At 76.4% G+C, this 13,648-nt stretch carries 9 protein-coding genes and 2 pseudogenes; 2 read left to right on the top strand and 9 right to left on the bottom strand.

What is annotated here, in order from left to right; translation table 11 throughout:
* Positions 1–37: 37 nt before the first annotated feature.
* The 6 genes and pseudogenes from cobT to T328_RS03880 form a co-directional block, all read right to left on the bottom strand.
* Positions 38–4,864 (bottom strand): nicotinate-nucleotide--dimethylbenzimidazole phosphoribosyltransferase, encoded by a 4,827-nt coding sequence (gene cobT / locus T328_RS03905; protein WP_496494421.1) that lies wholly within the window; start codon positions 4,862–4,864, stop codon positions 38–40.
* Positions 4,865–5,298: 434 nt separating this feature from the next.
* Positions 5,299–6,582, bottom strand: a complete 1,284-nt coding sequence (gene cbiE / locus T328_RS03900) for a precorrin-6y C5,15-methyltransferase (decarboxylating) subunit CbiE (protein ID WP_496494420.1) — start codon at positions 6,580–6,582, stop codon at positions 5,299–5,301.
* Positions 6,583–6,701: 119 nt separating this feature from the next.
* Positions 6,702–7,307 (bottom strand): GNAT family N-acetyltransferase, encoded by a 606-nt coding sequence (locus tag T328_RS03895; protein WP_496494419.1) that lies wholly within the window; start codon positions 7,305–7,307, stop codon positions 6,702–6,704.
* A gap of 77 nt (positions 7,308–7,384) precedes the next feature.
* Positions 7,385–8,095, bottom strand: a pseudogene (locus T328_RS03890) (MetQ/NlpA family ABC transporter substrate-binding protein); the annotation flags it as partial.
* Positions 8,096–8,188: 93 nt separating this feature from the next.
* A pseudogene (locus tag T328_RS03885) lies at positions 8,189–8,908 on the bottom strand (methionine ABC transporter permease); the annotation flags it as partial.
* Positions 8,905–9,948, bottom strand: coding sequence for a methionine ABC transporter ATP-binding protein (locus T328_RS03880; protein WP_496494418.1), 1,044 nt, complete (start codon positions 9,946–9,948; stop codon positions 8,905–8,907). The pseudogene T328_RS03885 and the gene T328_RS03880, both read right to left, overlap by 4 nt.
* A 569-nt stretch (positions 9,949–10,517) precedes the next feature.
* Between T328_RS03880 and T328_RS03875 the strand changes: the two genes are divergently transcribed.
* Together T328_RS03875 and T328_RS03870 are read left to right on the top strand one after the other, a co-directional pair.
* On the top strand, positions 10,518–10,886 hold the full coding sequence (locus T328_RS03875) for a hypothetical protein (protein ID WP_496494417.1): 369 nt from the start codon (positions 10,518–10,520) through the stop codon (positions 10,884–10,886).
* Complete coding sequence (locus T328_RS03870; protein WP_496494416.1) at positions 10,879–11,334, top strand: hypothetical protein; 456 nt, start codon at positions 10,879–10,881, stop codon at positions 11,332–11,334. Before T328_RS03875 ends, T328_RS03870 begins: the two co-directional genes overlap by 8 nt.
* Here T328_RS03870 and T328_RS03865 read toward each other — a convergent pair.
* From T328_RS03865 to T328_RS03855, 3 genes are read right to left on the bottom strand one after another with little or no spacing between them, the layout of a single operon-like run.
* The gene (locus T328_RS03865) at positions 11,267–11,791 is read right to left on the bottom strand and encodes a GNAT family N-acetyltransferase (RefSeq protein ID WP_496494415.1); all 525 of its coding nucleotides are present in this window, start codon (positions 11,789–11,791) and stop codon (positions 11,267–11,269) included. The two genes, T328_RS03870 and T328_RS03865, sit on opposite strands and share 68 nt — an antisense overlap.
* A gap of 53 nt (positions 11,792–11,844) precedes the next feature.
* Entirely contained in the window at positions 11,845–12,396 is a 552-nt protein-coding gene (locus tag T328_RS03860; RefSeq protein WP_496494414.1) for an RNA polymerase sigma factor, read from the bottom strand.
* Positions 12,397–12,456: 60 nt separating this feature from the next.
* The gene (locus T328_RS03855; RefSeq protein WP_496494413.1) at positions 12,457–13,623 is read right to left on the bottom strand and encodes a glycerophosphodiester phosphodiesterase; all 1,167 of its coding nucleotides are present in this window, start codon (positions 13,621–13,623) and stop codon (positions 12,457–12,459) included.
* Positions 13,624–13,648: the final 25 nt, after the last annotated feature.

Below are 13,648 nucleotides of genomic sequence, written 5' to 3'. Positions count from 1 at the left end.
GGACGGCCGTGGCCGCGGCCGGCGCGTACGCGCGCGCTCAGCCCTTCTCCGTCACGCCCGCCGCGTCGAACGTCGCCACCTCGTGCATCGCCCGCGCCGCGCTCTGCACCACCGGCAGCGCCAGCAGCGCGCCGGTGCCCTCGCCGAGGCGCAGGTCGAGGTCGATCAGCGGGCGCAGCCCCAGCTTCGTCAGCGCCGCCGCGTGCCCCGGCTCCGGGCTGCGGTGGCCCGCGATGCACGCCGCCAGCGCCTCCGGCGCCACCGCGCGCGCGACCAGCGCCGCCGCGCCCGCGCTCACGCCGTCCAGGAGGACGGGCGTGCGCAGCGCGGAGCCGCCGAGGATGAAGCCGACGAGCGCGGCGTGCTCCAGCCCGCCGACCGCGGCCAGCACGCCGATCGGGTCGGCGGGGTCGGGGCGGTTGACCTCGATGGCGCGGCGGACCGCCTCGACCTTGCGGGCGTGCGTCTCGTCGTCGATGCCGGTGCCGCGGCCGGTCACCTCGGCGGGCTCGGTGTCGGTGAAGACCGCGATGATCGCGGCGGACGCGGTGGTGTTCGCGATGCCCATCTCGCCGGTCAGCAGCGCCCTGTTGCCCGCCGCGACCAGGTCCCGGGCGGTCTCGATGCCCACCTCGACGGCCCGCAGCGCCTCCTCCCGGGACATCGCGGGGCCCGCGGTCATGTCCGCCGTGCCCGCGCGCACCTTCCGCGGCACCAGCCCCGCGGTGGCGGGCAGCTCGGCGGCCACGCCGGCGTCCACGACGCACACCTCGGCGCCGACCTGGGTGGCGAAGGCGTTGCAGACGGCGCCGCCGCCGAGGAAGTTGGCGACCATCTGGCCGGTGACCTCCTGCGGCCAGGGCGTGACGCCCTGCGCGTGCACGCCGTGGTCGCCGGCGAAGACCGCGACGGCCGCGGGCTCCGGCACCGGGGGCGGGCAGGCGCGGGACAGGCCGCACAGCTGCGCCGAGATGATCTCCAGCATGCCGAGCGAGCCGGCCGGCTTCGTCATCCGCTTCTGCCGCTCCCACGCCTCGCCGAGCGCCTTGGCGTCCAGCGGGCGGATGCCCTCCAGCGTCTCGGCGAGCAGGTCGTGCGGGTCCTCGCCGGGCAGCGCGCGGCGGCCGTAGCTCTCCTCGTGGACGACCCAGGACAGCGGGCGGCGCTTGGACCAGCCCGCCTGCACCAGCTCCGGCTCGTCGGGGAACTCGTCGACGTAACCGACGCAGAGGTACGCCACGACGTCCAGGTGCTCCGGCAGGTCCAGCTCGCGGACGAGCTCGCGCTCGTCGAAGAAGCTGACCCAGCCGACGCCGAGGCCCTCGGCGCGGGCGGCGAGCCAGAGGTTCTCGACGGCGAGCGCGGAGGAGTACGGGGCCATCTGCGGCTGGGTGTGCCGGCCGAGCGTGTGCCGGCCGCCGCGGGTGGGGTCGGCGGTGACGACGATGTTGACCGGGGTGTCCCGGATGGCCTCGACCTTCAGCTCCTTGAACTGCTTCGCGCGCCCCTTGGGCAGGCTCTTCGCGTACGCCTCGCGCTGGCGCCGGGCCAGCTCGTGCATGCGGTGGCGGGTCTCCTCGGAGCGGATGACGACGAAGTCCCAGGGCTGGGAGTGGCCGACGCTGGGGGCGGTGTGGGCGGCCTCCAGGACGCGGAGGAGGACCTCGTGGGGGACGGGGTCGGAGCGGAAGCCGTTGCGGATGTCGCGGCGTTCGCGCATGACGCGGTGGACGGCGGCGCGCTCGGCGTCGGCGAAACCGGGGGCGGCGTCGGCGTCGGGCGCGGGGGCGTCAGGGTCGGGTGCGTCGGCGGCGGCATCGGGTGCGGGGGCATCGGGGTCGGACGCGTGGGCCGCGACGGCGGGGTGGGAGCCCGGCTCGCCGGTCTCGGGGCCGGGTGCCGGCGTGCCGGCGGCGGGCGTCGAGGTGGTGGCCGGTGCCACGCCCGCGGGAGCGGGCTGGGGCGCCGGGGATGCCTGCGCCGGTACGGAGACGCCGGGCGCCGCCGCGGCGTACTGGGCCCGCGCGTCGCCGGCCGGGGTCGCGGCGGCGTCGGCGACGGGCGCGCTCACGGCGGAACCGCGCCGCCGCCGGCCGCGGAGCTGCGCCACGGGGGTGCCGGCGCGCTGGGCGCCTGCGGCGGTCTCCTCGCCCGCGGGCGAGGGCTCGGGCGAGGACTCGGGCGCGGTGTCGGTCCCGTCCGCCGCGGCGGTGCCGGCGGGGGCGGCGTGAGCGCCGTGCTGGATCCCGAGCGAAAGGCCGCGCCGGGCACCGGAGGCGGCGGGCACGGCACCCGGGGCCGCGGCCTCGTCGCTCGCCGCCCGCGCGGCGGGTACGGCGGGCTGGCCGCTCGCCGGCCGCGCCTTGGCGCCGTTGACGGGCTGCCCGTTGGCCACGGCGTGGAGCACGGCCCCGTCCGCCGGCCGCGGTGCGGCGGAGTCGCCCTGACGGTCCGTCCGGGGCAGGGAGGCGTCGGCGGGCTGTCCGTCGGGCCGGACCGCGGCGGCGGCCGGGACGGAGGCAGCCCGGTCCCCGGGCGCCGGCTCGCCGGCGTGGGCCGGAGAAGGGTGGCCGGCACGCTCGTCGGCTACGGCGTCGACCGCACCGCTCTCCGCCGGCCGATCACCACCGGCGGTCCGGGCTTGGGAGATGTCTGCGGACCGCCCCTGCGGCTGGACCGCGGTAGCGGCCGCGCGGCCCTGACCGCCCGGCCGGACCCCGGAGTTGTCGCCCGGGCGGGTGTCCCCTACGGCATGCGGCACAGCCGCGTCGACGGGCTGACCGTTCGGCGTCCGGCCCGGGGCGGCGGTCTCCGGTCCGCCGGGTACGGCGGCGGTAGCGGGCACCCGGCCGCCCCCGGGCTCCTGCGCCTCGGGCCGCGCCGGAGAGCTGCCGCCGGACTGCCCGTCGGCCACGGCGTGGACCACGCCGTTCTCCGCGGGCGGGCCGCCCGCGGCCGGCCCGGCGGCGGCACCGTCGCCGGGCCGGCCATCGGTCGCCGCGTGCGGCGCGGTCGAGTCGGCGGGCCGGTCCCCCGCGGACGCCGCCTCACCAGCGGGTCGGTCCGCCACGGGCGCCGCCCCACCGGCGGCCTCCCCCGCGGCGGAGTCGTCCTGAACGCCCGTCCCAGTCCGGGAGTTGTCGGCGCGCGGCCCGTTCCGTACGGCGGGCGGCGCGGTCCCGTCCGCGGGGTGACCGACCGGTGCCCGCCCGCCGGCGGCGGCTTCCGCCCCGCTCGGTCCGGCGGGGGCGGCGGCGTGCCGGGCCGCGGCAGCGCCGCCGGGCCGGTCGACGCTCACGGCGGGCGGCGCCGCCGCGTCCGCGAGTTCAGGGCTTTCGGCCTGACGGCCGTCCGCGGCCGGTGCCGCCGGGGCGGCGCCGGGCTGCCCGCCCGGGGCCGCCCGGTCCTCCGGCGCCGGCGCCGTGGCGGCGGACGAGGCGGGCGGTGTCCCGGCGGCACCGTCCGTTCCGCCGGAAGTCGTCGCGGACCGGCCGTTCGTGGACACTCCGCGGCCCAGGGAGGCACCCGCCGAGGCCGCCGCCCTGCGGACCGCTGCCTGCGCCGCGTCCACGCCGGCGCTCACGGGAGCCGGCGCGGAATCCGTGCCGGCGGCCCGCTCGGCGGCCTGCGCCGCCGCGGCCGGTTCGGCGTCGGTGCCCTGGCCGGTCCCGTCGGCCGTGCCGTGCCCGGCGGTCGACCCGGACGGCTGGTCCGCCGGGGCCGCCACCGTGGCGCCGTCGCGCGCGGGGTGCGCGGGAGGCATGGCCTCGTTCGGGGGCACCGGGAGCGGGTCGGCCGCGAATGCTTCACCGCCGACGTCCCGCGGCTTCGCCTGGGCGACTGTTTCCGCTGTTTCCGCGTCGGCGGGATGCGACACGGTGGTCCAGCCCGCCGGGGCGGGCGGGATCTCGCCGAGTTGCGGGCCCGGCAGGTGGGTCGCACCGACCTGGGTGACGTCGAGGTACTCGGGGCCGGTGGTCGGCGGCCCCGGTGTGCGCAGCGGCGGGTGCGGGACCTGCCCGGCGGCTCCCGCGACCTGCGGCGGTACGGAGCCGACCGCGGTCGGCACGGACCGGTGCGGCGCGGTCGCGCCCTCGTCGGCCGCGGCGGCGTGAGCGGGACGGCCCGCCGCGGCCGGGGCCGCCGCGGCGGCCTGGTCCGCTGTGTCGCCGGGTGCTGCCCCCGGTCCGGCCTGCGCGCTCTGCGTCGCGCCGGTCGCCCCACCCGGCTCCGCGGGGGCGCCCGGCGGCGTCTCGCCCGCGCCCGGCGCCGCGGCACCCGCCGGTCCGGCCGGGCCCGCCGGAGCCGGTGAACCGGCGCCCGTACCGGCCGCGTTACCGCCCTCCGCCGGGGCGCTGCCGACCGCGGCACCACCCGCGCCGGTGGCCGCGTCCGCCGCCGCGACCGCCTCGCGGGTGTCCACCGACCCGCTCGCCGGGCCCCGGTCGGCGAGCGAACGCACCACTCCCCCGGCCGTCTCCGGCACCGGCGGGCCCATGTGCGGCGGCCGGCGCTCCCCGCCCGTGGCCGGCTCGGCGCCCGGCGCCGCCGGGGCTCCCCCGGCCGTGGCCGTGCCGCCCCCCGACGGCACGGCCCGCGCGCCGGCGTCCGGGCTCGCCGTGCCGGCCGCCGGGGTCCGCGGGTCCGTCCACGCGCCCTGCGCGCCGGGCAGGAACAGCAAGTCGTCGTCCGCCGCGGGGGCCGGCGCGGGCTCGGCCGGGGGCGCGGTCTCGGGGTACTCGGCGGGTGCCGCGGCGCCCGACTGAGCGGTGACGGGAACGGGAGCGGGAGCGGGGTGGTGGCCTCCGGCGGCGTCGTCCGGCCCCGGCTGGTGCCCTTCCGGGAGCTTGCCGGTGTCAGTCATGCGTCCGTACCCCTCGCCCATCGCTCCAGCTCCTTCTCCGACCGTTCGTCCGGCAGCAGCCCCCTCGGGACAGACCGGCCGCCCATAGCTAGAACGAGCACACCCCGCCCTGCGGCACGACCGCCCCGCAGGGTTTACGTTCCCGACAACTGCGACAAGACCCCCGGACATTACCGGCATTCGGCAACGCTGCACCGAACTCCCCCTACGCCCTGCGGGCGTGGGCGGTACCCCCCTGGTCTAGGCACAACAGTCCGCCAGCCTACCCGCAATCCGCACGCGGGTCCGGCTGGGGTCGAGCCCCGCGGGCGCCGTCCGGTGCACCGCGGGGAGCACCCGGCGCACGCCTCCCGCGCGCCCGGAGCGCACCGCGCGCATCCCAGCGACCCGCGCCCGCGAGCCAAGCCCGCGGACCGTACACGCGGTGCCCCGGCTCAGCCCGTGCGGCTCCCCGCGATGAAGAACACGACGGTCCGCTCCCGCTCCCGCCATCCGGTGCGCTGCCCCGCGTCCGCCGGGGCCCCCGGGTCGAGGTCGACCGCCTGCAGCAGCGAGCACTCCGCCGCGTATCCGGCGTCCGCGAGGGCCCGTACGACGTCCTCGGCGCCGTCCCGGGTGCGGGCGTGCGCGACGATCCGCTGCGGGCGCCGGGCCGCGCACTCCGCGACCACCGCCGCCCCCCCGCCGCCGACCCGGACCACGTCCGGCTCCGGCAGGTCGTTGAGGACGCCGGGGGCGGAGCCGTGGACGGTCTGCAGCAGCACCCCGAAGCGGCGGGCCGCCGCGGCGGCGCGGGCGCAGGCGTCGGGGTCGCGGTCGACGGCGATGACGGCGGCGCCGAAGCGGGCGGCCTCCACCGCGGCCGCGCCGCTGCCGGAGCCGATGTCCCACACCAGGTCGCCCATGCGGGGCCCGAGCCGGGCGAGTTGGACGGCGCGCAGCTGCGGCGACTCGCCCTCGTCCGGCACGGCGGCGTACTCCGCGGCGGCCAGACTCCAGCCGCGCGGCGCGGGCGGATAGCCCGCGTCGTGGCCGGCGAGCCAGCCGCCGCCCGCCGGCGCCGCCCCGCCCCCCTGGCCCGCGGCCCCGGTGACACCGCCCGCCCCCGTCGCGAAGCCCCCGCCGATCACCAGCGTCACGTTCGGGTCCCGCCATACGTGCTCCGCCACCTTGTCCGACGTCAGCACCGTCACCCGCTCCTGCGCCCCGCCCAGCTCCTCGCAGATGACGAACGTCCGGTGCACGTCCCGCAGCAGCAGGGCGAGTTCGGCGGGGCCCGCGCCGGGCGAGGTGAGGACGGCGACCTTGGGGTGCGCCCGGCAGACGTTCACGGCCCGGCGCAGGTTGCGTTCGTGCGCGACGACGACCTGCGCGTCGTCCCACGGCATCCCGGCCCGGGCGAAGGCGGCGGCGACGGACGAGACCGCCGGCAGCACCTCGACCTCCAGGCCGTGCTCAGGGGCGCGCAGGGTGCGTACGACGCCGAAGAAGCCCGGGTCGCCGTCGGCCAGGACCACCGCCGTGCCGCGGTGCCGGGCGATCCTGCGGGCCGCGAGGCCCACGCTGCCCAGCCGGACCCGCTCGGCGCCCGGCGGCACCTCGGGCAGCACGAGGTGGTGTGCCGCCCCGGCCACCAGGCTGGCCGCGCCGAGCGCGGCGCGCGCCGCCTCGGTCAGCGGCGAACCGTCCCACCCGATCACGGTGACGCGGTCCGCCATCGCTCACTTCTCTCCTGGTCGTCGGCTGGAGGTGGAGGGCGCGCCGCCGCGCCGGCGCCCGCTCCCGGACCGCGGCGGCCGGTGCGTACGCGCATGGGCGCGCCGGAGGCAGGGGAGCGTCAGAGCACACTACTCTCGCCGTCCGCGTCCAGGTCCTCGGACAGCAGGCTCCAGACGATCAGGTCGGTGCGGATGTCCGTCCAACCGCCGTCCTCGGTGCGGGTGCGCGCTATCCAGGCGTTGCGCAGCACGCCCTCGCTGATGCCGCCGATCTTCTGCGCGACCTGCTGCGCCGCGGTGTTGTCCGCGGCGGTGCGCAGCTCCACGCGCTCGAATTTCTGCACGTCGAAGAGCCAGCGCGCGACGACGAGCACGGACTCCGCGGCGTACCCCTCGCCGCGCGCCCAGGGGGCGACGACGAATCTGACCTCGGTGGCCAGCGTGCGCCAGTCGGTGCGCCGCAGATGGACGTTGCCGACGAGCCGCTGGGTGAGGAACTCCGACACCGCGAAGACGATGCCCCGGCCGCCGGTGCGCTCGGCCGGGGCTACGCGCGTCACCCAGTCGCGGGCGTCGTCCCGGGTGTACGGGTGCGGCGCCTGCGTCCACGCGGTGACGGCCTCGTCGTTCATCATCTCCGTCAGCGCCGGCACGTCCTCCTCGTCGAACGGGCGGAGCACCAGCCGGTCCGTGCTGAGGGAGACGTCCGGGAAGGTGGATGACATGCGCTTCTCCGAGTGCGTGGACCGATGACGAGCTGACCCGGACAGCATGCAGCATCCGCGCCCGGATATGCCACGGATCAGCTCACCGGACCGAACACCGGTACGGAGGAGGGGAATTCCTTCGCCATGAACGCCTTGGTCTCCGGGGAGTTCAGCAGCTCGCCGAGCTTCTCGATGGCCGGGTCGTCCGCGTCGTCCGCCGGTACGGCCAGGATGTTGACGTACGGGTTGCCCTCGGCCTTCTCCAGCGCGATGGCGTCCGTCCGCGGGTCGAGGCCGGAGTCGATGGCGTAGTTGCCGTTGACGACGGCGGCGTCGACGTCCTGGAGCGCCCGCGGCGTCTGCGCCGCCTCCAGCTCCTTGATCTCCAGGCCGCGGTCGTCGGCGATGTCGCCCGGGGTGGCGTTCAGGCCGGTGCCGTCCTTCAGCTCGATGAGGCCCTGGGCGTCGAGGAGGTGCAGGGCGCGCCCCTCGTTGGTGGTGTCGTTGGGTACGGCGACGGTGTCGCCGCCGCCGAGGGCGGAGACGTCGTCGGCCGCCTCGGAGTACAGGCCCAGCGGTTCGACCAGCACGCCGACGGTCGGGACGATGTCGGTGCCGTTCTTGTCGTTGTAGTCGTCGAGGAACGGGGTGTGCTGGAAGAAGTTGGCGTCGACCTCGCCGGTCGCGACCGCCTCGTTGGGCTTGACGTAGTCGGTGAACTCCCGGACGCGCAGGTCGATCCCGGCGTCCTCGGCGAGGTTGTCCTTGACGAAGTTCAGGATCTCGCCGTGCGGCGTGGGCGTCGCGGCCACGGTGACGGTGTTCTCGCCGCCGCCGTCGCCGCCGTCGGAGGTCAGCCCGATGGTGCCGGCGGTGAGCGTGCCGACGAGCGCGACGCCGGCGACCGCGGTGACGCCCGCCCGCGCGGGGCGGGAGACGCGCAGCCAGGCGGCGCTGCGGGTGGTGCGGTCGCCGAGGCTGCGGACGAAGAAGTCGCCGATCAGCTGGACGACGTTGACGAGGACGACGAGCAGCACGACGGTGACGAGCATGACGTCGCCCTCGTAGCGCTGGTAGCCGTAGCGGATGGCGACGTCGCCGAGGCCGCCGCCGCCGACCGCGCCGGCCATCGCGGAGTAGCCGACGAGGGCGATGACGGTGGTGGTCAGCCCGGCGACCAGGGACGGCAGCGCCTGCGGCAGCAGTGCCTTGACGACCACGGTCCAGGTGCTGCCGCCCATCGACTGCACGGCCTCGGCGAGACCGGCGTCGACCTCGCGGACCGCGGTCTCGACCAGCCGGGCGAAGAACGGGATGGCGCTGATGGCCAGCGGCACGATGGCGCCCTCAAGGCCGATGGACGTGCCGACCAGGGCGCGGGTGAACGCGGTCAGCGCCAGCATCAGAATGATGAACGGCAGCGAGCGGCCGATGTTCACGACGAGCCCGATGACCCGGTTGACGAGGACGTTCTGCAGCGGTCGGCCGCGGTCGGTGAGGACCAGCAGCACGCCCAGCGGGGTGCCGACGACGACGGCGACGAGCGCCGCCCAGCCGACCATGGCCAACGTCTCCCACAGCCCGGTCAGCAGCTCGGGGCGTATCTCGGTCCAGCTCACGTGGCACTCTCCAGGGCGGACAGGTCGGCGGCGTCGGCACCGACCCGGTCGGCGTCGACGCCGACCGGGTCGATCTGCAGGCCCTGCTCGCGCAGGAAGCCCAGGGGGACGACGTTCTCCTCGTACGGGCCGGGCAGCTCGATGCGCATCCGGCCGACCGGCCGGCCGCCGACGGTGTCCATGGCGGCGCCGAGGATCGACACGTCGAGGTTGTACGTGCGGGACAGGTGGGAGATCACCGGGCGGCTGGCGGTGTCGCCGTGGAAGGTGACGTCGACGATGGTGCTCTCGGTGCCGTACGCCTCGCCGCCGACGGGGAAGAGCTGGGCGGCGATCTCGGAGCCGGGGGCGGCCAGCAGCTCGTCGAGGGTGCCGGACTCGGTGATGCGGCCGGAGCGCATCAGGGCGGCGGAGTCGCAGACGGCCTTGACGACGTCCATCTCGTGGGTGATGAGCAGGACCGTCAGGCCCAGTTCGCGGTTGAGTTCGCGCAGCAGCTCCAGCACGGAGCGGGTGGTCTCCGGGTCGAGCGCGGAGGTGGCCTCGTCGGAGAGCAGCACCTGCGGGTCGCCGGCGAGCGCGCGGGCGATGCCGACGCGCTGCTTCTGGCCGCCGGACAGCTGCGCCGGGTACGCCTTGGCGCGGTCGGCCAGGCCGACGAGGTCGAGGAGGTCGAGCGCCTTGCGGGCGCGCTCCTGCCCGGACAGGCCCAGGATCTCCAGCGGCAGTTCGACGTTGTCCTGCACGGTGCGGGCGCTCAGCAGGTTGAAGTGCTGGAAGATCATGCCGATACGGGTACGGGCGGCGCGCAGCTCGCGGCCGGTCAGGGCCGTGAGGTCCTGGCCGGCGACGGTGACGGTGCCGGAGTCGGGGCGCTCCAGGAGGTTGATGCAGCGGATGAGGGTGGACTTGCCGGCGCCGGAGCGGCCGACGACGCCGAAGACCTCGCCCTCGCGTACGTGGAGGTCGACGCCGTCGAGCGCGGCGGTCTCGCGGCCTCGGGAGCGGTAGACCTTCTTCAGGTCCGTAACTGTGATCACGTGGGTTCCATCGCTCGGGTGCCCGCCGCGGGCGCGGGCGGGCACGGACGCGCCCACGGTGGAGCGCGCTGCTCGGGTGACTGGGGTGGCTCCGGGCGGCGGCGCACGCGGCGGCGCGGCGCGGCCTCAGGAAGCGCGGGCTCGGCTCTCGGGCCCGGCCGTGCGGGGCACGGCGGCGGAGCGGCCCGCGGACTCGCTTCGGGGCGCGAGTCTCGTGGCGGGGGCCCTCAGTGGTGCATTCGACACATGCGGCGAGCACCGGGCGTCATGTTGATCGCCTCGGTCGCACAGGTGCGGCTGCTCGTCGTGGTCATGCGGCCCAGTAAAACAGATCGCCGGCGCGGGCCGGGGGCGCCGTCCGGATGGCGGACAGCGCCGGACGCGCCGCCGCCCGCACCCCCGTACACCGCTGTGACCTGCACTGATATGGCTCCGAAGGAGGCCGTCCCGTACGCCGGCGGGGTGGCGCGCTGTGGTCAACGCCACGGTCGCGGCCCGGCGGCCGGAAGCCTGCGAACGGTGCCGGGACCCGGGTCCGAGGGCCCGCGGGCACGCAGTAAGGTCGAGTCATGTTCACCCCCTTGACGATCGCGGTGGCGCTGGCCGCGCTCGCTCTCGCGGCCTGGTGCGGGTACGCCGCCGTCAAGGACCAGCCCACGAAGGACTGGCACTTCGGCGGCATGGCCGTGGTGACGGTGCTGGCGCTGGCCCAGGTGGTCGTCGGCCTCGTGCAGCTCGGCCGCGGCGAGGACCCGGACGAGGGCACGGCGGTGTTCGTCGCGTACCTGCTCGCCGCCGGGTTCGCGGTGCCGTCGACCGGCGTGCTGTCGCTGTCGGAACGCAGCCGCTGGGGTTCGGCGACGGTGGCCGTCGGGGGATTCGTCCTGGCCGTGCTGCAGGTGCGGCTGTACGACATCTGGGCGGGCAGCGGTGGCTGAGCGGCAGCCGGCGGCCGGGGAGCCGCGCGAGCGCGCCCGCCTGTCCGGCGGGCCCGGGCGGCTGATCCTCACGCTGTACGGGGTGTTCGCCGTCGGCGCCACCTCCCGGGCGGTCTACCAGCTGAGCACGCAGTTCGACGAGGCGCCGCTGGCGTACGTGCTCTCCGCACTGGCCGCCGTCGTCTACGTGTTCATCACCGTCGCCCTCGCCCGCGGCGGCGAGACGGCGCGCCGGCTGGCCCTGGTGTGCATCACCGCCGAGCTGATCGGCGTGCTGGCGATCGGCACCTGGACCGAGGTACAGCCGTCCGAGTTCCCGGACCAGACCGTGTGGTCCGACTACGGCCGCGGCTACCTCTTCCTGCCCGTCATCCTGCCGGTCATCGGGCTGTGGTGGCTGAGGAGACAGTCGGCGGAGCGCCGCCCTGCGGAGCCTTCTCCAGAGTGACCAGGCTCAGTCGCGCGCTGACCTTCTCCGTGCCCACCGGCTGGTAGCCCAGCCGCCGGTACAGCCGCAGGTTCGCCTCGCTGCGGTGCCCGGTGAACAGCTGGAACCGCTTGACCGGGTCGCCGCCCTCCGCGAGCCGCACCTCCATGGCGAGCAGCAGCCGGGCGCCGAGGCCGTGGCCCTGCATCCGGGGGTGCACGATGAGCCGGCCGATGACGGCGGTGCCGTTCGCCTCGACCGTGCCGCGTACGGCGCCGACGACCTCGTCGCCGAGGCGGGCGACGACGGCGGCGCCGCGGTCGAACTCCGCGCGCAGCTCGTCGAGGGTCTCGGTGAGCGGGGGTATGCGGTAGTCGCCGTAGAGCGCGGCCTCGGCCTGGTAGCAGAGGTACTGGAGTTTCAGGACTTGCTCGGCGTCGTCGTTCGTCGCCGGCGTAATCGTCACACTCTTGCCCATGCCGCGCCCGCCTCCTTGGTGCACCCCAGTGGACTGGCCGCAAAACCTGCGGCCTACCGCGTGTTTCCCCGCACTTCACCCGGCGCAACCTCCGCCGTGAGCATTCTGCGCAACGCGGTCAGGCAATGGCTACGGACGGGGCCGAGGCTTCCCTGTGATATTGCCAACTCGCCCGAGATATCCCGGTACGTGAGGTCGCCCCGGTCGAGCAGCGCGGCGAGGAGCCCGGGGCAGCGGCCGGGGAGCCGGCGCACCGCCGCGCGCACGGCGCGGTGCCGCTCGGCGGCGAGCACGACGGCCGCGGGATCGGCCCCGTACGCACCCGCCCCTCCCGCCCCGTACGCCCCCGGCACCTCCGTGCCGTACGGCACCTCGCGCCCGGCCCGCCGCCGCGCGGCGCGCACCTCGGCCCGTACCGCGGCGCGCACCCACCCCGCGTCCGCGGCCGGCGCCGCGCCGCCCCGCTCCAGCAGCCGCAGCAGCACGCCCTGTTCGACGTCCGCGGCCTCGACCCCGGCCGCGTACGCCTCGGCCGCCGCCTCCGCCCGCAGCAGCGGGCGCAGCGCGGCGGCCGGGCCGGGATCGTCATGGCACTCCGTGGACACGCCGGGAGCGACGAACGGGCGGGGGCCGCCGGTTGCCGGCGGCTCACCCTGCGAGAGGAATCACCCCTTCGAGAGGAAGTCGTCCCGGGCGAGCAGCCCGGTGTCGGGGTTGTCGGTGAAGATGCCGTCGATGCCGGTCTCGAAGTAGACCTGGAACGCGCCGAAGGCGTCGCCGTACTGCGCCGGGTCGGTGCCGGTGCGGAAGTCCAGCGGCAGGAAGCTGTTCTCGTTGCGCATCGTGTACGGGTGCAGCACAAGACCGGCGTCGTGCGCGTCGCGGACGAGTGTGGTGGGCTCCAGCAGCTTGCCGGTGGAGTCCTTCGGGATGATCAGGTCCAGGGTGGGGCCGAGGCCCTGGGCGAAGCCCGCGATCCACGCCAGCCCCTCGGGCGTGACCAGGTCGGCGACGGTGCGCGGGTCACCCGCGGTGACGAAGTCCCACGGCCGCGAGGACGCCGCGCCCAGCAGCACGACGCCCGGGGAGTCGACGAGTCCCGCGAGCCGCTCGACGCTGGTGGGCTCGAACGACTGCAGGAACACGGGCGAGTTGCTCCCGTCCCGGCCGTAGCGGCGCAGCAGCCGGGCCAGCGGCTTTTCCAGTTCCAGCCCGATCGAGCGGAAGTAGGTGGGGTGCTTCGTCTCGACGTGCAGCCACACCGCCCGGCCGGTGCGGCGCCGCTGCCGCTCCGCCCACTGCAGCACCTCTTCGAAGGTGGGCACGTCCCAGCGGCCGTCGTAGAGGGTGTTGCGCTGCCGCACGTCCGGGATGCGCTCCTTGGCGCGCAGCGTCTTCAGCTCGGCGAGGGTGAAGTCCTCGGTGAACCAGCCGGTGATCTCCGTGCCGTCGACCGTCTTGGTGGTCCTGCGGCCGGCGAACCCGGGGTGGTCGGCGACGTCGGTGGTGCCGCCGATCTCGTTCTCGTGGCGGCAGACGAGGTGGCCGTCCTTGGTCGGGACGAGGTCCTGCTCGATGACGTCGGCACCCATGTCCAGCGCGAACTGGTACGCGCCGAGGGTGTGCTCCGGCCGGTAGCCGCTGGCCCCGCGGTGCGCCACCACCGCCGGGTTCGGCAGCCCCTCGCCCGCCCCCGGCCCGCCCTGGCCGCCGGACCCGCCCGCGGCCCGCGCCGTACCGGGCAGGCCCACCGCGGCCACCGCACCGCCCAGCGCCGCCGCGCCGAGCACCGCGCGTCTGGCGGGCTTCTGCTCCGTACCGCCGTCGCTCATGTCAACCACCTCTCCGTCGTGCCCG

This window comes from Streptomyces sp. CNX435, from assembly GCF_059570575.1.
The sequence above is the reverse complement of the archived record's forward strand: the minus strand, read 5'-3'. Positions and strand labels throughout refer to the sequence as shown.

Excerpts from the sequence above, each read along its gene's own strand:
- T328_RS03895 (WP_496494419.1), bottom strand. The coding sequence starts at position 7,307 with ATGTCATCCACCTTCCCGGACGTCTCCCTCAGCACGGACCGGCTGGTG.
- cbiE (WP_496494420.1), bottom strand. The coding sequence starts at position 6,582 with ATGGCGGACCGCGTCACCGTGATCGGGTGGGACGGTTCGCCGCTGACC.
- T328_RS03855 (WP_496494413.1), bottom strand. The coding sequence starts at position 13,623 with ATGAGCGACGGCGGTACGGAGCAGAAGCCCGCCAGACGCGCGGTGCTC.
- T328_RS03875 (WP_496494417.1), top strand. The coding sequence starts at position 10,518 with ATGTTCACCCCCTTGACGATCGCGGTGGCGCTGGCCGCGCTCGCTCTC.
- T328_RS03865 (WP_496494415.1), bottom strand. The coding sequence starts at position 11,791 with ATGGGCAAGAGTGTGACGATTACGCCGGCGACGAACGACGACGCCGAG.
- cobT (WP_496494421.1), bottom strand. The coding sequence starts at position 4,864 with ATGACTGACACCGGCAAGCTCCCGGAAGGGCACCAGCCGGGGCCGGAC.